The organism is Stagnihabitans lacustris, from assembly GCF_025950525.1.
GTDB lineage: Bacteria > Pseudomonadota > Alphaproteobacteria > Rhodobacterales > Rhodobacteraceae > Stagnihabitans.
This window is the reverse complement of record NZ_JAPDGS010000001.1, coordinates 280,969-301,794: the sequence shown is the minus strand read 5'-3', so window position 1 is coordinate 301,794 and position 20,826 is coordinate 280,969. Positions and strand designations below refer to the sequence as shown.

Here is a 20,826-nt window from a genome sequence, read left to right as displayed (position 1 = left end):
TTACCGGGACTTCTTGCGGTGGGATTTCTCGGGCGTCTGGGGCAGGTCGATATCTGCGGCCTGGGGGGCCTTGGCGGGCGCCTCGGTGCGGCGCGCGATGCGCAGACGGGCAGAGCGCGCGCGGGGGTTCTGCGCCAGTTCCTCGGCGTCGGCCTCGATGGCCTTTTTGCTGACCAAGGTAAAGCGCGGCACGGTTTGGATGGTCATGGGGGCGTAACGGTTGGCATTGCCCTCCGCACCCGAGGCCTGTTGGAAAAAGCGTTTGACGACGCGGTCTTCCAGGCTGTGAAAGGTCACGACGGCCAGAAGCCCGCCGGGTTTCAACGCACGTTCGGCCGCGGCAAGACCCTCGGCCAGTTGGTCGAATTCCGCATTGACCGCGATGCGCAGGCCTTGAAAGGCGCGGGTCGCGGGGTGGCTTTGACCGGGCTTGGGGCGCGGCAGGCAACGGGCGATAACCTCGGCCAGCTGCAGGGTCGTGGTGAAGGGCTGCTTGGCGCGGGTCTCGACGATGGCGCGGGCCATGCGGCGGGCGGCGCGTTCCTCACCGAAATGAAACAGGATGTCGGCGATGTGATCCTCGGAGGCCTCGTTGACCAGATCGGCGGCAGAGGGGCCGTCCTGGCTCATCCGCATGTCCAAGGGGCCGTCCTTTTGAAAGGAAAAGCCGCGCTCGGCCTGGTCGATCTGCATGGAGGACACGCCAAGGTCCAAAACTACGCCATCGACCTTTTCGCCTGCGATGTCGTCCAGGTCCGAGAAGGTGCCAAGGGCCAGCCGCAGGCCGGGGTAGTCTTTGGCCCAGGGTTCGGCCATCTGATGCGCCAAGGGGTCACGGTCGATGCCGATGACGCGGGCGCCCGCATCAAGCAGGCCGCGCGCATAGCCCCCCGCCCCAAAAGTGCCATCGACCCAAAGGCCGCTGATCGGGGCGCAATGGGTCAGGATCGGACGAAGCAGGACGGGGATGTGGGGGGAGCGTTCCATCGCGCTCCTTTACACGGTATTTTTCAAAAGCGAACGGGGGTCGGCGGCCGCAGAGCCCTCGCCCAGAAGTTTCGCCTCCATCGCCGCGATCTGGACCTTGCGGATCTCGCGGTAGGTGTCGGCGCGCCAGATGCGGATCGTGTCGCGGGCGCCGACGAAACAAAGTTCGGTCTCGCCGGAAAATCCAAGCTTTTCGCGCACTTGGGCGGGCGGCGAAAAGCGGCCGTCCTTGTCGGTGTCCACGGTGACGGATTGTTCGTGATAGATGGCCGAGAAAAGATCGGCCTCCTCTGACCCATAGGGCAATTGGTCAAAGCGGCGGTCCAGTTCGGCGGCGCCGGCCTGGGTAAAGGCCTCGACGTAATGCCGGTTCGACCCGCCATAGACGATCAGCATCTTGTAGCCGTCGGCGGGTTTTTCCGGGGTGGCGGATTTTTCCGGGGCGGGGGTTGGCTTGTCCTGGGACTGGAAGACGGCGCGAAAGGGCGAGGGCAGCATGGTGCGGCCCTTGGCATCTACCTTCAGGTAGTGTTCGCCCCTGAACGTTTCGCCTGCCACGTGAGGCAAGCCTCCCTGTTTTGACCCAAATGGGGCCGGAAAATAAAAAGGCGGACCGAGCTGCTGCCTCTGCTCGATCCGCCGCTGTCCCATCGCTGGGCGTCCAGCTGCGGAGCGCCATCTTGGGGGTGATGTCTGCTCGCGCCACGCGCCGGATTCGATTTTGTTCTTCGTTGTCGTCGTAGACCGGGAGCCTGATGAAACCTGCCTCGGGTTCTTATTATCGTCGGATTTGAAATCCGCTTCAGTGCTGCTCGGTCTGTGTGATCTTTATTGCCGGGATCGCGCCCCACTTCAAGCATTTTTTCGGGAAATCACCCCACCAGCCGGGAGAGATGGGGAAGCTTGGGGGCGCCTGGGGCGAGGAATGGCACAGGTGGTAGGTCAAACCCATGGCGCGCCTAAATATGGTTAGCCCGCGATTTCCCACGATCCGGGGAGGGAGGCGGTTTTTCGGGCATGAGAGCGGATTGGGGGGGCGGTTTCCCGGAAAGCGGGCGCGAATCACCCAGCGTGTCCCGGGTCGCAGCGGGATTTCCCGGGCGGGGGGCGATTTCCCGGCGCGGTCCGACTGGATAAAGCGGGTGGCCGACGCCCGCCGGGAGAACGCGGGAGGCTCACGCCCCCGCGTTCCACTTGGGGACAGGTCAGCCCATGCCGCCGTCGATCAGGCGGCGGGCCAGGCGGCGATAAGGTTCGGCCAAGGGGCTGTCGGTCGCGGCGATGGGCTCTCCTGCATCGCCGGCCAAACGGACATCCAGGTTCAGGGGCAGTTCGCCCAGATAGGGCAGGTTCAGCCGCGCGGCCTCGACCGCGACGCCGCCATGACCGAAGATATGCGCCTCATGGCCGCAGTTCGGACAGATATAGGTGGACATGTTCTCGATCAGGCCCAGGACCGGAACCTTGAGCTTCTGGAACATATCCAGCGCCTTTTTCGCATCCAAAAGCGCCACATCCTGCGGGGTCGACACCACGATGGCGCCGGTCAGTTGGGTGCGCTGCGCCAAAGACAGCTGCACATCCCCCGTCCCCGGCGGCAGGTCGATGACCAGCACATCCAGCTTGCCCCACAGCACCTGGGTCAACAGCTGTTGCAGCGCCCCCATCAGCATGGGCCCGCGCCAGATCACCGCCTCGTCCTCTTTCAGCATCAGGCCGATCGACATGACCGTGACGCCATGGGCGTGCAGCGGCTCGATCAGCTTGCCATCGGGCGAGGCGGGGCGTTTGGACACGCCCATCATCCGCGGCTGGGAGGGACCGTATATATCGGCATCCAGCAGCCCGACCCGCCGCCCCTCGCGCGCAAGGGCAACGGCAAGGTTCGAGGCGACGGTGGACTTGCCCACGCCCCCCTTGCCCGAGCCCACCGCGATGATCCGGTCGATGCCCGACACCTTTTGCGGCCCGCCCTGGTGCGGCGCCGGATGGCCGCCGATGGTCAGCTTGGGCGGGGCTTTCGCCTCATGGGCCGTCATCACGACCGAAACGCTGATCGCCCCCGCCGCGCGCAGGGCAGATTCGGCCGCCGCCTGGGCGGGGGCAAGGCCGCGCGCCTGATCGGGGTTGGCCGCCTCGATCACGAAGCGGACATTTCCGCTCTCGACCACCAGGGCCCGAATCACGTCATCGCTCACAAGCGAGCCGCCCGAAGGGGTCTTGACCGCCGCCAGCACCGTCATCACATCTTCGCGTGAGAGGGTCATTTCTTTCTCCGCTGCACAGTATCGCGGCAGGGTGGGACCTTTGCAGGCAAAGGGCAAGCGCCGCTTGACCAAATGCTAAAAAATTCAGCGATCAACATGATTAATATGAACTTTTTGTTAAGCCTAGCCATGCGTATGCTGCATGGCGGCATTGAAGAGGGGGCGGATTGTGCAGCCGCAGCAAATGCCCCATGTTTGCCCTAACAGCGACGGACAAGCCGAAACGAGATCGGAAGGGTTCGCCGCCAAAGAAATGAATGTGAGGCTGACCATGGCTTATGTGAACTCTTCCCGCTCCGTGTCTGTGAGCTTTTCTGATCGCTTCAACGCCCTGGTGAAAGTGGCGATGGACCTGATCGAACGCCGCAAGGTCTATAATCAGACCGTGTTCGAACTGAACTCGCTGTCGGATCGGGATCTGGCCGACCTGGGCCTGTCGCGGTCGAACATCGGCGCCGTGGCCCGTGAGGCCGCCTACGCCGCCTAAGGCGGGAACGAAATTTTAACCAGTCGGGATTATCCTCCTCCCAATCCAGACTGAAAACTGCGGCATCCTCCTCCTCCCTGATGTCGCAGCAGCACTACGGACCCTCGGGTCCAGACTTCGACGGCCCAATCCTCCTCCCTCGGGCCTTCGATCTGGCGGCGTGCCTATCCTCCTCCCGGGCGCGCCGCCCACAGATTTGATTTCGTTGGCCCCTCCTCCTCCCTCGGGCCATCGGATCGGCGGCGCGCCCATCCTCCTCCCGGGGGCGCCGCCCACCCTCTACCGGCCCACTCCTCCTCCCTCGGGCCGGGAACCGCAGCCGCCTCACCTCCTCCCGAGGCGCGCCGCAAAAAGCGACGGGACCCTTCCTCCTCCCTCGGGTTCCGTCGCACCTTTTCGGGGCAAATGCCCCACCGATGTCGATGGCCCTCTCCTCCTCCCTTGGGCCTTCTGACCTGCGGCGCGCTCTTCCTCCTCCCTCGAGCGCGCCGCCTCCCTTCCTTGCATGACAAAAGGGCCCGCATCCAAAGATGCAGGCCCTTTGTCATTTCAAGCGGTTACAGGTCGCCGACCTCTGGGCCCCAGGTGTCGGACAGGGCAAAACCCGCCGCAAAAGGGTCATCCTCGGTCCGGGTCAGGTATTGCCGACCATAAACCCGCGCGGCGCCGGTGATGCGGGGCAAAACGGCGCGATAGGGGCCAACCGTCGTCTCGCCAATCGCCTCGGCGGTGAAGACCCCACCGATGATCGAACGCGAGATCATCGGCCGATGCAGCGTCAGCCGCCCCCGCGCCTGCAAAACCGCAAGGTTGGCCGACGACCCCGTCCCGCAGGGCGAGCGGTCAACCCGCCCCGGCCGCAGCGTCGTGCAGGTCACGACGGACCCATCCGCCTGATAGTCGCGGAACATGACATAGGCGATTTCGGTCAGGCTGGGGATCGTCGGATGCTGGACCCGCAGGCCCGACAGCGCCGCCTTGATGGCGATACCGGCCTCGGCCAGCTGGCGGGCATGGTCGGGCGTGATCGCCAAACCGGTCTGCGCCACGTCGATTTGCGCGTAAAACACCCCACCAAAGGCGATATCGACGCTCAAAGCGCCAAAGGGCGTGTCAACCTGGTGGTCCAAAGCCACCACAAAGGCCGGCACATTGTCCAGGCTAACCGAAAGGCAGCGGCCATTTTCGCAGCGCGCCCGGGCCAGAATCAGCCCCGCCGCCGTATCCAGCCGCACGAGGGTCTCTGGCCCCGTGATCGCCACGCGCCCCGTTTCGATCAGGGCGGTCACGACGCAAATCGCGTTCGACCCGCTCATCGGATGGGCGCGGTCGGCCTGCAGCACGATAAAGCCCGCATCGGCATCGGGCCGCGTTGGCGCCAACAAAAGGTTGACCGTCATCGCCACATGGGCGCGGGGCTCGAAACAGACAAAGCGGCGCAGGCTGTCGTCCACCTGATTGATATGGTTCATCTTTTCCAGCACGGTCGCACCCGGAATATCGGGCGCGCCGCCGGTGATCACATGGCCGATCTCGCCCTGGGCATGGACAAGCAGAAGTTCCAGGTCACGCATGGGTCAAAACCGGTCGATGCGATAGGGGGTAAGGTCCAGCGCGGGCCGGACCCCGGTGATCAGGTCGCCCATCAAAAGGGCGGTCGTGGCGGCCTGGGTCAGACCCAGATGGCCGTGGCCGGTGGCGTAAAACAGCCCCCGCGTCCGGGCCGAGGCCGATAGAATCGGCACCGTATCGGGAAGCGCCGGCCGATGGCCCATCCATTCCGAGGTTTGGCGAACCTGCAAGCGCGGCAAGGCGGTCAGCGCGCGCCGCACCGTGACCTTGGCCCGGCGATAGTCGGGCGGCGCCGTCAGCCCCGCCATCTCGACCGTGCCGCCAACTCGGATGCCCCCCGCCGTCGGCGTCACCATGAAAGCGCGGGCCGGCCAGATGATCGAATGGCGCAGCGAAATCCCGGGCGCCATGATCTGCGTGTGATAGCCGCGCTCGGTCTCCAGCGGGATCGGCTCGCCCAAGGCACGCGCCAACGCCGCGGAATGGGCGCCGGCCGCGATGACGACCTCGTCGGCGGGCAAGGTGCGACCGTCTTTCAGCGTCACGCCCGTGATCCGATCCGCGCGGACAAAGCCCGCAACCTCGCCCTGCAGAACCTGCCCGCCCAAGGCTTGAAAGCGCGCGGCCAGCGCCAGAACCAGCCTGTAAGGGTCCTTGATCGAGCGATTTTTCGGGAAAAGCACCGCCATGCCGATGTGATCGGACACTTCCGGCTCTAGCGCGCGCAGGGCGGCCCCGTCCAGAACATGATGGGGGATGCCAAAACGTTCAAGGATTTCAATATGCTCACGGTCAGCCTTGAATTCGGCCTGGTCGGCATAAAGCGACAAACAGCCCTCGGCGGTGATCTGGTCCGACAGGCCCGTGGCGGCCAAAAGCGCCTCGGTATCCTCCAGCGAACGGGCACACAGAGCCGCCCCCTGCGCCTCCAGCGCGCGCAGCCGAGAGGGGCGCGAAGCCGCGATAAACCGCAAGAACCACGGCACAAGCCGCGGCATATGGCCGGGACGGACCCGAATCGGCCCCTCCGGGTCCAGCATCCAGCCCGGGATCTGCCGCCAAACCGACGGGCGCGAGGCCGGCATGAACTCTGTCACGGCAATCGAGGCCATATTGCCGAAAGAGGCCCCCTGCCCCGGCCCGGCGCGGTCAATCAGCGTGACCTGGCGCCCGCGCTTTTGCAGCTCATGCGCCAGCGCGGTGCCGATGATGCCCGCGCCGATCACCAAAGTGGTCATTTCCAGTCCACCACGACCTGCATGGCCTGGGCGAATTCCGCCTTTTCCTCCGCGGTCAGCGGCCCCAGCGGCATCCGACATTCACCCACGGGATTGCCCTGCAGCTCACAGCCAAACTTCAGTTTTTGCACGAATTTCCCCGATTCCAACACGTTCATGGCGGGCCAGATCGCGGTCATGATCTGTTTTGCGCGGGCATGGTCGCCTTGGCGGAAGGCGGCATCCATCTCGCAGACCGGCTTGGCCATGCAATTGGCCGGACCGCAAATCCAGCTGTCGGCGCCCCAATGCATGAAATCCCAGGCGATGTCGTCCGAGCCCGAGACCAGCTGGATGCGCCCCGCGTAGCGCGTCGCGATCCCGATGGCGCGCTGCAAAACGCCCGAGCTTTCCTTGATCCCGATGATCCGCGGTTCGTCGGCAAGCGCGTCCAGCGCCTCATAGCCGATCTCGACGCCATCCTTGCCGGGATAGGAGTAGAGCACGATGTTCATGTCGGTGGCCTGGATCACGGCCTGGAAGTGGCGGACGATCTCGGCCTGGGTGGGTTTGGTGTAAAATGGCACGGCCAGAAGGACGGCATCATAGCCCAAGGCCTTGGCTTTCAAGGTATTTTCGATCACCCCCGCCGTCGAGGGCGCATTGGTGCCAGCGATCAGAACCTCGCCTGGACGGGCGAAATCCTGGACGAAGCGCAAGACCTGATCCCGCTCGGCATCGGTCAGGAAATTGTATTCGCCCGACGAACCGCAGGGCACCCAGCCCGCAACGCCGGCCGCGCGCAGGGCGGTCAAATGGCGGCCGAATGCCGCGAAGTCGATGGAACCTTTTGCATCGAATGGGGTGACCAGGGCCGGCAGGACGCCTTGCAGCTTCATCGTCATTTCCTTTGTCGTCATGATGTCGACAAGAATGGCGCTTGCGTCACGGCGCGTCAAATGAAAAACAACGTGTCGACAAGGGAGGGCCGATGGAGAGCGAACCAAAGCGGGCCAAGGGGACGGGCGTCCGATATGCCTACGACACTTTGCGCGACGAAATCTTGTCCTTGCGCCTGGAACCCGGCGCGCTGTTGGACGAAACCACGCTGGCAGAGCGCTTTGCCATGTCGCGCTCTCCGGTGCGCGAGGCCTTGATCCGGCTGGCGGGGGATGAGCTGGTGGTGACGCTGGCCAATCGCTCGACCATCGTGGCGCCCATCGATATTCAGAGCTTTCCGAAATATGTCGAGGCGCTGGACATTGCCCAGCGGATGAACACGCGGCTTGCGGCGGGGTTGCGGTCGGACGCGGACCTGACCGCCATCGCGGCCCGGCAATCGGAGTTCGAGGCCGCGGTGCGCGGCGGCGACCATCTGGCCATGTCGGAGGCCAACAAGCTCTTTCACATGGCCATCGCAAAGGCCGGGAGAAACCCATATTTATCAGCATTTTACCAGCGGCTCTTGGATCAGGGCCGCCGCATGCTGCATCTGCATTTCGACTTCCTGGAGCGCGGCGACGGGGTCCTATTGACCGACGAACACCAAGAGATGCTGGAGGCGATCCGCGACCGCGACATGGATCGAGCCGATCGGCTTGCCCACGCCCATACGCGCCAATTCCGGGACGGATTCGTCGATTTCCTGAAAGAGGCCCATTTGACCGATGTGGCTCTGCCCCGCTAGGAGGCCTGCGACATCGGGGCGACTTGGCCCATGGCAAAGCTGCGCCAGACCGAAACGTCCAGAATCTGTCCCACGAGACCGAGCTTCCGGCTGAGGTCGTTGCCATCGCAAGTGGCGAGGTCGGCCAGGCAGGTGATGCCACATTGCCGCAACATCCAGATCAGACCCGGGCCAGCGCCGGGCAAAAGATGCAGGTCATCCACCGATTTTGCGGGGCTGGGTGGGATTGACGCCTCGGACGCGACGGGTTCAACCGCGGCTTCGGCCTCGACCAGGTCGGCGGCAGGGGCCGGCGGGCCGGCCGCAAGGATGTCATCCAGGGGGAATTCCTCTGCTGGATCTGAGGCATGCACGGACTCTGCCGGGACGGCAGGTGGCGCCTCGTCGAACATCTCGGCCAGGGCGGCACGGCGGATCGAGTGATCCTCTGGCGCCTCGGGCAAGGTGGCACGCTGGGGTTTGCGGGCAGGCTTGGCCGGAGCCTTGCGCTTGGCCGCCTTGGGCTTGACCTCTGGCGGCGGCGCCAAGGCCTCCTCCGGGTCGGGCGCGACGGTCACGGGAAGCGTCACTTCGGGAACCTCAACCTCTGGCACCACACCCTCTGGCGCCAGCACTTCCGAGGCAAAACCCTCTGCGACCAAGTTTTCAGGCGCCAAACCTTCCGGGACCAGTTCTTCGACCTCATCAACGGCAACAGGCGGCGGCGCGCTGCCCTGTCCTGCCGAGGCAAGGCGGATGCTCTTGTGGTTCAACCGCTCTTCCCGGAGCTTCAAAAGCTGTTTGCGGGCGGCGTCGCGCACCGTGCGGGCCCTGCTGCGAAAATCGGTGGGCTGCATCATGCTGTGGCCTTCTGCTGAGTTTTCCGGCCCGTCTTCTGGGGCAGGTCGATCCAATCGGCGAGCGCCTCGCCCACCAGGGTCAGGAATGTCGTGCGAAAGGTGATCGTGCGTTGAAGGGTCAAGAGCGTCTCTTCATAGGAGGCGCCCTGAAGAACCGGGTCAGGCAGTCGGGTGCAGAAATCCTCAAGGAAGCAGATCGCGTCATCCAAGGTTTCGACGCCAGCGGCATGAGGGCGCAACCCTTCATCGCCAAACACTTGAAACGCAATGACGAAACCGGATTTCTGCTTCGCCCAGAGCGCGATTGACGCGGCCGCCCCCCAGGGCAGGGTCAGATGGTGCAGGGCGATGCGTCGCCCGGTGAAGGTCAGTTTCGCACCGGACAAACGGTCCAACGCCACCTGTTCCAAAGGGCCACATGTCATGTCCGCCCCATCGGGCGCCACCTGATCCTGGCGCAGACTCATTCTGGGCATCCGGCAATCTCCTGATCCACGCTGACGGGGAATGCCAGAAACGCGTAACTTATCGGTTAATGCCAAAGCTTTGCCGGACATGTTCGATGGCGGAAACCAAAGCCAGAACCCGTTCGAAAATATTCATGCAAAAATTCAACACCTTACCGGATCAAGGCTTTGATTTCAATTTTATCAAAGTAAATCGGGTGGAACAGTGGGCCTCTTGAGCCTTTCTTTACCGCTTGGCGTCCACATAAAGCCATCCGCAAACATCGGTGGTCCAGTCACCGCCGCGACGGAAGGAGCAACACTCTAATGAGCGAAATTGGACGTCTCATCCAAGCTGATGGGCAGTATGAGTTCCGCGATCCAAGTCGGAACCTGATTGTCCGGGGAGGCCATCCCGAATGGGTCCTTCAGGCCGCCGCGGAGGTCATCAGCAACACCGCCAAACTCGAAGCCGAAAGCCAGGTCGAAGAGCTTTCCGCCCTTCTCGAATTCGAAGCTGCCGAGCAGATCGACGTCGATTCGGCGAAATTCGCCCTGAAGGAACGGTTCGAGTTGATCCCGCAATGCATCGTGTCCCTGGGGACGATGGATTACAAATGGGCCGCCGCTGAGGGTCGGGCGCAAAAGCCCGAAGAGTTCGGCAAGCAGCCGATCAAGCGCGTTCACGACATGTCGATGACGCGGTCGGATTCGTTCCTGAAGAACGAGCCCGGCGTCGAGATGAACGACTGAAACCTCAGCAAGCTTCAAGGATATCAAGATGGAAATCATTCCCTTCGGCAGCCAGGATCTGGACAATATCCTCGCCCGTGAACCGCAGCGCGCTGAATACCTTCCCTTCGGCGCCGTCATGCTCGATCGTTCGGGCAAGATCGTGAAATACAACAAGGCGGAAGGCCTGATCGCCAGCCGCGCCCCCGAGGACGTGATCGGCAAGGACTTCTTCAACGATGTCGCCCCCTGTGCCAAGGGCAAGCGCTTTCACGGTGAATTCCTGAAGTTCCACCGCACCGGACAGATCAACACGATGTTCGACTATACCTTTGCCTACAAGGGCGCGGATGTCGGTGTGAAGATCCACCTGAAGGCGCAACCCGACGGCCAGAACTGCTGGATGTTCGTGAAGCGGGTCTGAGTCTCAACAAGGTGACCGAAGATGGGCGCAGAGCTTGCCATCGACGTCGACGTGACGATCTCGGAAGAATTGCGGGACCTGATGCGGCAGCGCCGCTCCGGGTTGCAGCCGGTCGAAGCTCCCGATCCGGCGCCGCACATTTCTTTGATCCATGGGAAGGATGGGCGTGGTCTGCCTGGGCAGGCCTCGATGGAACCGCCCCTGCCCTTGCCTGAATGGCAACCCCATGTCTTGCGCCAGGATGGCGCGCGCCCTCTGAAGTTCCTTGGCCTGAAACTCTTCGAAAGCCATGCCCGGGTCGCAGACCTGCCCGGCACGGCCGAACTGAACCTGTCCTTGTTCCTGTCGGAAGGCGAGGTTGTCCATATCGGCCTGTCGGTTCATCCGCCCGAGGGGTTTGCCGCAAGGCCGATCCACCGTGCGGCCACCCTGACGGACCCCGACGCCTTCGCCCGCCTGCTGCGCGACTTTGCGCCAGAAAGCTGCCTTGAAACGGCGCTTGTCCCTGATGCCGAAACCCGCGCTGTCCACGCCTCTGCACGCAGCGCTTTGCGCGCTGCTTTCACCTCCATGGCCGCAGGATGCCTGAACAAGGCGATTCTGCCTGCATAAGGAAAGACATGATGTCCTATATGATGGAAAGCCTGCATCAGGATCCATCGGCGATGGCCGGGGGGCCGCATTACGCGGCGGCCCCCGCCTCTGCGCCGAGCTTCCGCATCAAACGTCCCGGCGCCCGTCCGCTCTCGTTCGAGGGCAGCGAACTGGCCATGGCGATGAGCTTTACCCCCGGCGTGCCCTATTGGTATGAGATCAACCTCTACCGCACGACGGATGGGCGCTTTGTCGCCGCGGTCAAACAGTTCTTCGCCTCCAAGGACGAGAACGACCACGCCAAAGCCTGGGAATTTGATGCGTTGGATCAGGCGCTGGAGAAGTTGGCGCATTACGATGCGGGGCAGGATGTCAAACTGACCCTGGACCCGTCGGACACCAGCATGGGCGCCGCCGAACTGGCCGCCTGCGCGATGGAGCTGCGCGCCCGCGTCATGGCCGCCCGCCGACATTATGAGACGCTGATCGGCGAGTTCTTCTACGACCTGGAAAAGCGTTGAGGGTCAGGCCATGACGGCCGCCACATGCCTTCAGGAGGCCAGCCCTGGCCTCCTGACCCTTCCCAGTCTTGGCCGCCTGTTGGCCAGCCTGATCCGGGCCGAACAATCCGACCTGATTGCCAAGGGCCAGATGCCCCGTGCGGCCGGGTTGATCCTGTCCGATCCGCGCCTGACCGACGCCGCCTTGGCCGACCTGACCATCGACGAAGAGGGGCTGGGCTTTGACAGCCTGTCGCGGCTGAGCCTGGTTTTGCGGCTGAACCGCTTTTTCGGCCTGTCGACAACCGGGGTCGAGGATTATCTTCTGGTCCAGCGGCGCTTTGGCGACTGGGTGGGTCTGATCGCAGAACATGTCCGGCTGATGTCGGACAGTCTGGTGCTGACCTTCGACACCTCCGGCAGTTCGGGGCCAGTCAAACATATTCCCCATGCGATCAATGACCTGGTGGCAGAGATCCGTGGTCATCTGCACGGGCCCCTGTCGGATCTGCCGCCGGGCCGCGTGCTGACGATGGTGCCGCCGCATCATATCTATGGCTGCCTTTTCAGCGTTCTTCTGCCCGAGATGATCGGGCGCGCGGTGGTCGATCTGCACCTTTTGCCGCCCACCGCCCTGTTCCGACAGGCCCGCGCGGGGGATCTGGTGGTCGGCACCCCCTTCACCTGGGGCCTTGTGGCGCAAAGCGGGTTGCGCCTGCCCGAAGGCGTGCGGGGCCTGACCTCTGCCGCCCCCGCCACGGCCGAGACATTCACCGGCGCGGCCACCTGCGGCTTGGCACAACTGACGGAAATCTTTGGCGCAACCGAGACCGGTGGCATCGCCACGCGCGCAGGGTTCGGCGCGCCCTTCACCCTTTTGCCGCATCTGACCCGGGAGGGTGAAGAGGTTCGGCACCGCGACATCTTGCCGCTGCAGGACCGGTTGGATTGGCTGTCTGACCGCCAGTTTCACCTTTTGGGCCGCAAGGACGATGTGGTCCAGATCGGCGGGGTCAATGTATCGCCCGCCCATGTCCAAAGCCTGCTGGCCGCCTTGCCGGGCGTGGCCGAAGTGGCCGTGCGGCTGGGTCAGGACCGGCTGAAGGCCTTTGTCGTGCCCGCCCCGGACGCCACCGAGGCCGACCTGACCGCCGGGATCGCGGCGCTTTGCCTTGGCCTGCCCGCGCCCGCCCGCCCGGCCGCGCTGCGGTTCGGCCCCCGGCTGCCGCGCAATCCGATGGGAAAACTTTCCGACTGGAAAGACGATGGAACCCTCGCCGGCTAACGAAGGTTTAACCTTGTTCACCGAGTGTTCCCTAAAGGCTGATCTGCGCCAGAATGGAATCAGGAAGTGACAAAACACGCGATGCCGAAACCGCCGCTGACGGAAGTCGAGGCCCCCAACCCCTGGCTCGGCCTTGGCCCCAGCGAACATTTCTTCGAAAATGAGGAAATCGACGGGCTGATCAAGCGGGGGCTGTTTTACGCCCGCGCCGGGGTTCCCATTCATTTTCAGGGCCCTGCGGGTCTGGGCAAGACCTCTTTGGCCCTGGCCATCGCCCATAAACTCGGCCGGCCGGTCTCGGTCATGGTGGGCAATGACTGGCTTGATGTCGATGACATGATCGGCAAAGAGGTCGGCCAGAACACCTCCTCTGTCGTTGACCGCTATATCTCCCGCGTGCGCCGCTCTGAACAGCAGACGCGCTATGCCTGGGAAGATTCGATCCTCGCCGAGGCGATGGAGAAGGGTCACACCTTGGTTTACGACGAATTCACCCGCTCCAGCGCCAAGGCCAATGGCATCCTTTTGTCGGTGCTGGAGGAAGGGGTTCTGATCTCGACCGACCAGGTCAACCAACGCACGACGCTTCATGCGCATCCCGAATTTCGCATCATCCTGACATCGAATCCGCATGATTATTCCGGGGTCAATGCCACGCCGGATGCGCTGTTGGACCGGATGGTGACCTTCACGCTGGATGGCTATGGCGTTGAAACAAGGGCTGGAATCATCGCTGCCCGCACCGGACTTGATGCCGAGATGAGCCAGCGCATCGTTCGTCTTCTGGCGCTGCTGCACGACACCGAAAAGGCCGGCCATGCGTCGCTGCGTGCGGGCATCCTGATTGCCCGGGTCGCTGCTCTGCGCCTGCGGTCGGGCACTTTGTCGGACGCGCTTTTGGCCCAGATCACCGCCGATGTGATGAATGGCCGCGGGCAGGAGTTCACGGCCGGGCAGATCGCCAAACAGCTGACCAAGCTGACCTGAGGAGACTGCGATGAAACGGCCCAAGACCCAGATGCTCCGCCGTCCGCCGCTGACCTCGTCGCGGGTGGCCCATACGCCGAAAGAGGCCGCCATCGACCTGGTGCGGCTGGAATTCGATGCCGAACGGCTGCGTTTGGGCATCGAACAGGCCGAAGACCGGCTCCGCGCCTACCGCGCAGAGCTGGAGCGGATCGAGGGTAAACGCGGTCGTCTGACCCGATTGATCGAGGAGTGAGGCCATGAAACTGGAAAGCGCAAGGGCGGTCGAAAGCCACCGGATGACCATGGTCGAGGCCATCGTTCAGGCCCGCGCCGCGCTGGGGACGATGACGACCCTGGCGGTCGATGCCATCGGCCGCTGCGAAAGGCAGGCCAACGGCGGCTGGACCGTCAAGATCGACGTCATCGAATCCATGGCGCGGATGGGCGACAACGACCTTCTGGCCACGTTCGAAATCGAAATGGACGGCGAGGGCGAACCCCTGCGCATCGAACGCATCCGCCGCTATCGCCGCGAGGACCGGGACCAGTCATGAGCTATCAGCTGCAAGGTGCTGCCAGCTCGGACGGGTTGGCCGATGTGCTTGAGCGGATTCTCGACAAGGGCATCGTGATCGCGGGGGATATTTCCATCTCTCTCGTCGGCATCGAGCTGCTGACCATTCGTCTGCGCCTGCTGATCGCCACGGTCGACAAGGCCAAGGAGATGGGGATCAACTGGTGGGAAAGCGACCCGCGGCTTTCGGCCGACCATGACCGCCTGCGCGCGGAAAACGACGCGCTTTTGGCCCGCATCACCGCGCTGGAGCGGCAGATCACGGCCCAACCCCAACCCGTGAAACCGAGGACGCGATGAGCGACGATCCGAAAAAGAAGTTCCGCAAGGCCACCGAGGCGATCGACCTGAACCTTGGGGTGCTCTTTGGCAACCTGGGCGAGGTTCTGGGCGAGGCGGTGCAGCGCCTGACCGAGGCCGGAGAGGCCGCGGTTGACAAGATGAACGAAACGCAAAGCCAAACGGGGCCGATCCGCACCCATACCGGGGTTCGCGTCCGGGTTGGCGGGCTGGCGACCAAGGCTGGCCCCAAGCCGGTCAACCCTGACCGCGCCAAACCCACCACGCCGCAAGCCCGCGACCTGACCTTCGAGATGTTCGAGGACGGGGCGGGCTGGCTTCTGACCGCTGAAATGCCGGGCGTTCTGGCCTCAGAAGTCGTGCTTGCGACCGAGGGGCGGAGCCTCACCGTCACCACCACCGGCGCAAGGCTCTATCGCGGAACGGTCACTCTTCCTGCCCCCTGCGCGGCCGATTCCATCTCCCTGACCCTGGTCAACGGCATCCTGACCCTGCGCGGAGCTGCGGCATGATCTATCTTTACGGCTTGATTGACGGCGACATCGCTGGATTGCGACTGGCGTTGCACGACATGCAAGGCCTTGAATCCGAATTGGAAATCACTCAGATCGGCGAATGGGGCCTTGTGCATTCCGCCCATGCCTCGGCCGAGATCGAACCGCGGCGGCGCCTGATGCTGATCCATACCCGCGTGCAAGAGGCGATGATGCCTTTTGGCACTGTCTTGCCTGCACGCTTTGGCCTGATCGCCCGCGATCTTGACGAGGTGCGCCCCCTGATCACGGCGCGGGCTCCGGTCATCGCCTCGGAATTCGCCCGTGTCGCGGGTTGCGTGGAACTGGGTTTGCGCGTCAGCTTTGACCGTGCCACCGCGCTGGCCGCCACGATGGTGGAGGATACCGAGCTTTCCCGCGAAAGAGAGCGTTTGTCGCGCATGGGGCGCGAGGCGCATTTCGCCATGGCCGAGTTCGGCGGAAAACTCGCCGACCGCCTGGATCGCCGCCGCGGTCACGCCCAAGCCGCCCTGATCAAGGCGATTCTCCCGCTGATCCGCAGCCATGTCCTGCGCCGCCCCGATGAGGACACCGAGGTTCTGCGCGCCGAGGTCCTTTTGCCAGAGGCCGATCAGGCCAGTTTCCTGCAGGCGGTCGAGGTCGCGACCCGCGCGCTGACCTTTGCCCCTGGCGCCGAACCGATGATCACGCTCGTGGGCCCGGTGCCGCCCTATAATTTCGTCCGCCTTTCCTTGGCGCTTGAATCCGAAGAGCAGGCCGCCTGATGGGCCTTTTATCGAAACTTTTGCTTTTGCCGATCAAGGGGCCTTTCGACGGGGCGATGTGGGTCACACAAAAGGTGACAGAGGCGGCCGAACAAGAGTTGAACGACCCATCCACCCTGCGCAAGCGTCTGAAATTGCTGGAAGTTGAACTCGTCGCCGGCCGCATCACCGATGACGAATACGACGCCGCCGAGGAAGAGATCCTGATGCGCCTGAAGGAGGCAAGATGATCCGCCTGCCTCTCGCCGCAGCCAAATCAGGGTCGGTCCGAAGTGGCATTGTTCGCCTTGGTCTGGACCACCTCGCGAGCTTGGGTCTTTCGCCCGGCGATGTCGTAGCACTGACGGCAGCGCGCACAACCCATGCCCGGGTCCTGCCTGCCCCGCGCGGCCTGGGCGCAGTCGAAGTTGCGGCAGATATGCTGACCAATCTGGGAGCCGAGTTGGGCGACATGGTCGACTTGGAGCCTGCGGCCTTGCCCATCCTGCGCTCGGCCCTCTTGCGCTGCGACAGGGTCACTGACCTGCGCGAAAGTCTTTATGATCAGCCCCTTACCCTGGGCGATCATGTTCAGGGCGCCGAGGTCATCGCCCTTGATCCCTCGGCGGGGCTTTTCACCGAAACCACCGCTCTGTCCTGGCAGACCCCACCGCAGGCTGCGCCGCTTTATGACGGGATCGGCGGCATGGGCGAGCAAATTGCCCGGGTTCACGAGCTTGTCGCCACGCCGCTTCTGCGGCCCGACCTGTTCGAACGCCTCGGGATTGCCCCGCCGCGCGGGCTTTTGTTCATCGGTCCGCCGGGTTCGGGCAAAACGCTTCTGGCGCGGGCGGTGGCGGCCAAGACCTCGGCCGCGTTCTTTCAGATCAGTGGGCCAGAGGTCGTCTCGAAACACTATGGAGAAAGCGAAGCCGCCTTACGGGCGATCTTTGCCGCTGCCGCAAAAGAGGCGCCCTCGATCGTCTTCATTGACGAAATCGACGCAATTGCGCCGCGACGGGACACGCTTTCGGGCGAAAAGCAGGTCGAGCGCCGGTTGGTGGCGCAGCTTTTGACCCTTATGGATGGGCTCTCGGACCGGGGCCGGATCATCGTCATGGCCGCGACCAACCTGCCCGACGGCCTGGACCCCGCCTTGCGGCGCCCCGGTCGGTTTGATCGCGAAATCACCTTCTCTCCGCCTAACCCGTCGCAACGCAAGGAGATTTTGTCGGTTCATCTGGCCAGGTCCCCCCTGGCCTCCGATGTCGATCTTTCCGCCATCGCCGAAGAGGCGCATGGCTATGTCGGCGCCGATCTGGCTGCCCTGGCGCGTGAGGCCTCGATGGCGGCCCTGAACCGCGCAACGCGCGAGGCCGGCGGGGAACAAAACTTGGCGGCCCAAGCCCTGTTCGTGACCCAGGCCGACTTGCGACAAGGCCTGGGCGCAACCGCCCCCAGCGCGCTGCGCGACACCCATGTTGAAAGCCCGACGGTGACTTTCGCCGATATCGGCGGGCTGGATGACGTCAAGGCCGCGCTGACCGAAGCGATCCTCTGGCCGCAAACCCATCGCGAGACCTTTGCCACCCTGCGCCTGCGCCCTGCCGCCGGGGTCCTGCTTTCGGGCCCGCCGGGCTCTGGCAAGACACTTTTGGCCCGCGCTTTGGCCCATGAAAGCGGGATGAACTTCATCCCGCTGCGCCCGGCCCGCATCCTTAGTCAGTTTCTGGGCGAGGCCGAGCGTGCCGTGGCAGAGGTCTTTACCAAGGCCCGTCACGCCGCGCCCTGCCTTGTTTTTCTTGATGAAATCGACACTCTTGCGCCAAAACGTGCCGGCAAGGATGCCTCTTTGGATCGCATCGTCGCCCAACTTCTGACCGAGATGGACGGGCTTTCGGCCAATACCGGCGTGACGGTCCTTGCCGCGACCAACCGCCCCGGCGCCATTGATCCGGCCCTGACCCGCCCCGGCCGTTTTGACATCGTGATCGAAATTCCTTGCCCCGATGCCATAGCACGCGCTGCGATTCTGGCCGTTCACACCCGCGCCTTGCCGCTGCGGGACGTCGACATCCCCGCCATCGCCCGCGCGGCCGAGGGGGCTTCGGGCGCGGCCCTGGCCAGCCTTGCAACCGCCGCCGCCCGCGCGGCCCTGCGCCGCGCTTTGGCGACAAATTCCGCGCCGATCCTCCTTCCCGCCGATTTCGAGGATGCCTTGGCCGCCTTTCACGCCCGGGCCGCGCTTTTGGCGGAAGATCACCTAGAAAGGGTATGACATGGCCGAACACGACCTTTACGGCATTCTGGAAGGCGCCCATCCGCAACCGCCGCTGCCCCAACTGCGCATGGTCGTCCAGGATGGGCTGACCGCTGTTCTTGGCGCACAACCGCGCCCGCTGATGCGTCTGCCGCAAAGCCGAAAGGCGCAGCTTTTGGCCTTGTCAGAGCGTCTGCGCGCCCAAGAGGCCTGTATGCCGCTGGGCGCTTTCCTGCCCGCAAGCCCCTTGGCCCATCTGTCGCCCCAGACCGCCGCGGTCTTTCTGGACGCCAACCGGCCCTTCCTGTTCGACCAGATCGCGCGCTTTGCAGGGCTGGTGCAATACCAATTGCAGATCGCCTGGACCGAAGATCAGGTCCTCACTCGTTTTCGCGATGCCCCTGAAATCGCTCCGCTTTTCACGCGCCCCCTGGTGGCCGCGGACATCACGCTGGCCGTCTCGCGCCTGGCCGAAAACCTGGGCGCCCGCATCGTCGATCACCTTGCGCCAGCGCTTGAAATCCTGACCTTGCCCCTGGCTCCCGGACTTTTGTGGAATGGCGCGCTTTTGCTTCCCCGCGCGGCCGAGGCCGAGTTGGAGCAGGCCTTGCAACGGATCGACGCCATCTGGACCGAGGGGCTGACCCTGCGCCTGACGGGCCCCGCGCCGGTCATGTCCTTTTGCACTCTGGACCTGGAACAGGTGACGGCACCGCAAATCGATTGGGCGCTGGACCGCTTCGGCCTCGCCTCACTGGACCAGGCCCATGAGGTCGCAGCGATCCGGCGCCGGTTGCTCATCGCCTCGGGCGGCGCGGATCTAGAGGAAATCGACTTCCAGGCCCGCGTGATCGAGGCCGCCGCCCGGTTGGAAGGGGAGCGTGGTTTCGCTCTCTGCCGCGCAAGGTCCGAAGGGCAGGCTTTGGCGGCACCCCTGGTTCGCGAGGTGGCCTGATGGCGCTTTTCCTGCATGGCGTGGCAGCCCCGGGCCCAGCGCCACAGGCGCCGGCCCATCACATCTTTGCCATGGGCGGCTTCATGGCCCTGGCCAGTCCCGCGCCCGACACCACGGACACACCCGAGGCCATGGCAGAAATCGCCTTGCGTCACAATGACATACTGGCCGCTTGGTGCCGCATCGGTCCGGTTCTGCCGCTGCGGTTTGGCACGGTTTTTTCCGGTCCAGAGTCTCTGCATACCCATCTCTCGGCCGAGGGTAAGCGGCTCTCGCAGTCGCTGAGGGCGCTTGGCGATGCGCAAGAATATGTGCTGCGCCTGCGGGTCGCGGGCGATCCGGTCTTGCCCGAAGAGCCCGCCGACAGTGGAAGGGCCTTTCTGGCCCGCGGGCGCGCCGCGCGGGACCTGCGACGTGACCTGGGGGACCGTCGCATGGCGCTGGCCCGCCAGCTTTTGTCCGAGGTCGCCCCGCTTGCGCGCCAGACCAGCCAGGCCGCCGCGCCCCGCGCCGACCGCCTGCTGGATGCCGCGCTGCTGATCGACCGGCCCAAGGCCGCCGACCTGCCCGATCTGACCGCGCGCCACCGCGAGACCGCCCGCGCCCTCGGCCTGGATCTGACCCTGACCGGCCCCTGGCCGGCCTATGGCTTCACTCCGGAGGCGGTAAATGTCGGTTGAAATGCGCATGATGACCGCCGGCGAGGCGCTTGGAACAGCACAGACCCGCCTGGTCGATGTCGTCGACAGCCTTTTGGGCCACGGCGTCGTCCTGCGGGGCGAGCTATGGATCAGCGTGGCCGAAGTCGACCTGGTGTTCATCGGCCTCGACCTCGTTCTGGCCGAGCCTGGCAAGATCATGGGAAGCCGAAAATGCTAGGCGAAGTCGCCTTGGGATGGTGTGAGGCGGGTCAGGTTCCCCCGACCGGAATCGCCGCCAAACCCCTGGCCGGACTGGCCCTTCTATCGGCTCTGGCCGCGACCCCCCATGATGTTTTGACCCTGCAACAGCTTTGTTTCGATCAGGGCCTTGATCTTTTGCCGCTGTCGCCCGCGCGCCTGTGCCCCGCGATTGACGCGGCAGAGCAGGGTGACGTCATCGCTTTGACCTCCCAGCTGAAGGCGATCCGGGGCATGGCGCAAATCAGCCTTGATCTTCAATGGGATGAGCCGACAGACTTGCAATCAAGCGGTCGCGACTGGCTGACATCACGGCGCAAAAGGGCCACCCGGAGCGCCATGGCTGCGACCTGGTTGATAGATCTTGCCCGGACGCTGCAGCTGCAGGCCTCTCCGGTCGAGCTGCGGCCTGGCGGCGCCGTAATCCATCTTCTGGTCCGACGCGACGCCCTACCCTCGACCGAAACCTTGGCGCATCGCGCTGGCCCGCTGGATCTGTCCGGTGCGCGGTTGACCCTCATCGGCCCCTGGCCTCCCATCGCTTTCGCGGCGGCCTTCCGATGACACCGCTCGA

General features: G+C 64.2%; 27 protein-coding genes. 19 read left to right on the top strand and 8 right to left on the bottom strand.

Annotation, left to right across the window (positions count from 1 at the left end; genetic code table 11):
- The 3 genes from rsmH to NX862_RS01510 all read right to left on the bottom strand — a co-directional run bounded on the left by rsmH (window position 1) and on the right by NX862_RS01510 (window position 3,254).
- On the bottom strand, window positions 1-987 hold the full coding sequence (gene rsmH, locus NX862_RS01520) for a 16S rRNA (cytosine(1402)-N(4))-methyltransferase RsmH (RefSeq protein ID WP_264492107.1): 987 nt from the start codon (window positions 985-987) through the stop codon (window positions 1-3).
- A gap of 9 nt (window positions 988-996) precedes the next feature.
- On the bottom strand, window positions 997-1,545 hold the full coding sequence (locus NX862_RS01515; RefSeq protein WP_264492106.1) for a division/cell wall cluster transcriptional repressor MraZ: 549 nt from the start codon (window positions 1,543-1,545) through the stop codon (window positions 997-999).
- A gap of 647 nt (window positions 1,546-2,192) precedes the next feature.
- Window positions 2,193-3,254, bottom strand: coding sequence for an Mrp/NBP35 family ATP-binding protein (locus NX862_RS01510; protein ID WP_264492105.1), 1,062 nt, complete (start codon window positions 3,252-3,254; stop codon window positions 2,193-2,195).
- A 304-nt stretch (window positions 3,255-3,558) separates the two neighbouring features.
- Here NX862_RS01510 and NX862_RS01505 point away from each other — a divergent pair, with 304 nt between their 5' ends.
- Entirely contained in the window at window positions 3,559-3,741 is a 183-nt protein-coding gene (locus NX862_RS01505) for a DUF1127 domain-containing protein (protein ID WP_264492104.1), read from the top strand.
- A gap of 557 nt (window positions 3,742-4,298) precedes the next feature.
- Here NX862_RS01505 and NX862_RS01500 read toward each other — a convergent pair.
- The 3 genes from NX862_RS01500 to NX862_RS01490 are packed head-to-tail and all read right to left on the bottom strand — an operon-like array spanning window position 4,299 to window position 7,450.
- Window positions 4,299-5,315 (bottom strand): proline racemase family protein, encoded by a 1,017-nt coding sequence (locus tag NX862_RS01500; RefSeq protein ID WP_264492103.1) that lies wholly within the window; start codon window positions 5,313-5,315, stop codon window positions 4,299-4,301.
- 3 nt (window positions 5,316-5,318) lie between these two features.
- Entirely contained in the window at window positions 5,319-6,551 is a 1,233-nt protein-coding gene (locus tag NX862_RS01495; protein WP_264492102.1) for an NAD(P)/FAD-dependent oxidoreductase, read from the bottom strand.
- Window positions 6,548-7,450, bottom strand: coding sequence for a dihydrodipicolinate synthase family protein (locus NX862_RS01490; RefSeq protein ID WP_264492101.1), 903 nt, complete (start codon window positions 7,448-7,450; stop codon window positions 6,548-6,550). The genes NX862_RS01495 and NX862_RS01490 overlap by 4 nt, the downstream gene beginning before the upstream one ends.
- A gap of 71 nt (window positions 7,451-7,521) precedes the next feature.
- On the opposite strand from NX862_RS01490, the gene NX862_RS01485 reads away from it, so the two are divergent.
- Window positions 7,522-8,217 carry a GntR family transcriptional regulator gene (locus NX862_RS01485; protein WP_264492100.1) on the top strand — a complete coding sequence of 232 codons (696 nt, stop codon included), beginning with the start codon at window positions 7,522-7,524 and terminating at the stop codon, window positions 8,215-8,217.
- Here the strand turns inward: NX862_RS01485 and NX862_RS01480 are convergent.
- Window positions 8,214-9,056: a hypothetical protein gene (locus NX862_RS01480; protein WP_264492099.1), complete on the bottom strand. Its 843-nt coding sequence runs from the start codon at window positions 9,054-9,056 to the stop codon at window positions 8,214-8,216. The two genes, NX862_RS01485 and NX862_RS01480, sit on opposite strands and share 4 nt — an antisense overlap.
- Complete coding sequence (locus tag NX862_RS01475) at window positions 9,053-9,532, bottom strand: hypothetical protein (protein WP_264492098.1); 480 nt, start codon at window positions 9,530-9,532, stop codon at window positions 9,053-9,055. Before NX862_RS01475 ends, NX862_RS01480 begins: the two co-directional genes overlap by 4 nt.
- Window positions 9,533-9,829: 297 nt before the next feature.
- Here NX862_RS01475 and NX862_RS01470 point away from each other — a divergent pair, with 297 nt between their 5' ends.
- From NX862_RS01470 to NX862_RS01390, 17 genes are all read left to right on the top strand, one after another.
- On the top strand, window positions 9,830-10,255 hold the full coding sequence (locus NX862_RS01470; protein WP_264492097.1) for a hypothetical protein: 426 nt from the start codon (window positions 9,830-9,832) through the stop codon (window positions 10,253-10,255).
- 28 nt (window positions 10,256-10,283) lie between these two features.
- Window positions 10,284-10,658 carry a photoactive yellow protein gene (gene pyp / locus NX862_RS01465; RefSeq protein ID WP_264492096.1) on the top strand — a complete coding sequence of 125 codons (375 nt, stop codon included), beginning with the start codon at window positions 10,284-10,286 and terminating at the stop codon, window positions 10,656-10,658.
- A 21-nt stretch (window positions 10,659-10,679) separates the two neighbouring features.
- Complete coding sequence (locus NX862_RS01460) at window positions 10,680-11,270, top strand: hypothetical protein (protein WP_264492095.1); 591 nt, start codon at window positions 10,680-10,682, stop codon at window positions 11,268-11,270.
- An 11-nt stretch (window positions 11,271-11,281) separates the two neighbouring features.
- Window positions 11,282-11,773, top strand: a complete 492-nt coding sequence (locus NX862_RS01455) for a hypothetical protein (RefSeq protein WP_264492094.1) — start codon at window positions 11,282-11,284, stop codon at window positions 11,771-11,773.
- Window positions 11,774-11,783: 10 nt separating this feature from the next.
- Entirely contained in the window at window positions 11,784-13,037 is a 1,254-nt protein-coding gene (gene pcl, locus NX862_RS01450; RefSeq protein WP_264492093.1) for a 4-coumarate--CoA ligase, read from the top strand.
- 81 nt (window positions 13,038-13,118) lie between these two features.
- Window positions 13,119-14,024: an AAA family ATPase gene (locus tag NX862_RS01445; protein WP_264492092.1), complete on the top strand. Its 906-nt coding sequence runs from the start codon at window positions 13,119-13,121 to the stop codon at window positions 14,022-14,024.
- A gap of 10 nt (window positions 14,025-14,034) precedes the next feature.
- Entirely contained in the window at window positions 14,035-14,259 is a 225-nt protein-coding gene (locus NX862_RS01440) for a hypothetical protein (protein ID WP_264492091.1), read from the top strand.
- Window positions 14,260-14,263: 4 nt separating this feature from the next.
- On the top strand, window positions 14,264-14,560 hold the full coding sequence (gene gvpO / locus NX862_RS01435; protein ID WP_264492090.1) for a gas vesicle protein GvpO: 297 nt from the start codon (window positions 14,264-14,266) through the stop codon (window positions 14,558-14,560).
- Window positions 14,557-14,880: a gas vesicle protein gene (locus tag NX862_RS19480; protein WP_264492089.1), complete on the top strand. Its 324-nt coding sequence runs from the start codon at window positions 14,557-14,559 to the stop codon at window positions 14,878-14,880. The genes gvpO and NX862_RS19480 overlap by 4 nt, the downstream gene beginning before the upstream one ends.
- Entirely contained in the window at window positions 14,877-15,392 is a 516-nt protein-coding gene (locus NX862_RS01425) for an Hsp20/alpha crystallin family protein (protein WP_264492088.1), read from the top strand. The genes NX862_RS19480 and NX862_RS01425 overlap by 4 nt, the downstream gene beginning before the upstream one ends.
- Complete coding sequence (locus NX862_RS01420) at window positions 15,389-16,159, top strand: GvpL/GvpF family gas vesicle protein (protein WP_264492087.1); 771 nt, start codon at window positions 15,389-15,391, stop codon at window positions 16,157-16,159. Before NX862_RS01425 ends, NX862_RS01420 begins: the two co-directional genes overlap by 4 nt.
- The gene (locus tag NX862_RS01415) at window positions 16,159-16,389 is read left to right on the top strand and encodes a gas vesicle protein GvpG (RefSeq protein WP_264492086.1); all 231 of its coding nucleotides are present in this window, start codon (window positions 16,159-16,161) and stop codon (window positions 16,387-16,389) included. The genes NX862_RS01420 and NX862_RS01415 overlap by 1 nt, the downstream gene beginning before the upstream one ends.
- Window positions 16,386-18,416 (top strand): AAA family ATPase, encoded by a 2,031-nt coding sequence (locus tag NX862_RS01410; RefSeq protein WP_264492085.1) that lies wholly within the window; start codon window positions 16,386-16,388, stop codon window positions 18,414-18,416. The genes NX862_RS01415 and NX862_RS01410 overlap by 4 nt, the downstream gene beginning before the upstream one ends.
- Window position 18,417: 1 nt before the next feature.
- Window positions 18,418-19,353: a GvpL/GvpF family gas vesicle protein gene (locus tag NX862_RS01405; RefSeq protein WP_264492084.1), complete on the top strand. Its 936-nt coding sequence runs from the start codon at window positions 18,418-18,420 to the stop codon at window positions 19,351-19,353.
- Window positions 19,353-20,033 (top strand): GvpL/GvpF family gas vesicle protein, encoded by a 681-nt coding sequence (locus NX862_RS01400; RefSeq protein ID WP_264492083.1) that lies wholly within the window; start codon window positions 19,353-19,355, stop codon window positions 20,031-20,033. Before NX862_RS01405 ends, NX862_RS01400 begins: the two co-directional genes overlap by 1 nt.
- Entirely contained in the window at window positions 20,023-20,232 is a 210-nt protein-coding gene (locus tag NX862_RS01395) for a gas vesicle protein (protein WP_264492082.1), read from the top strand. The genes NX862_RS01400 and NX862_RS01395 overlap by 11 nt, the downstream gene beginning before the upstream one ends.
- Complete coding sequence (locus tag NX862_RS01390) at window positions 20,226-20,816, top strand: hypothetical protein (RefSeq protein ID WP_264492081.1); 591 nt, start codon at window positions 20,226-20,228, stop codon at window positions 20,814-20,816. The genes NX862_RS01395 and NX862_RS01390 overlap by 7 nt, the downstream gene beginning before the upstream one ends.
- Window positions 20,817-20,826: the final 10 nt, after the last annotated feature.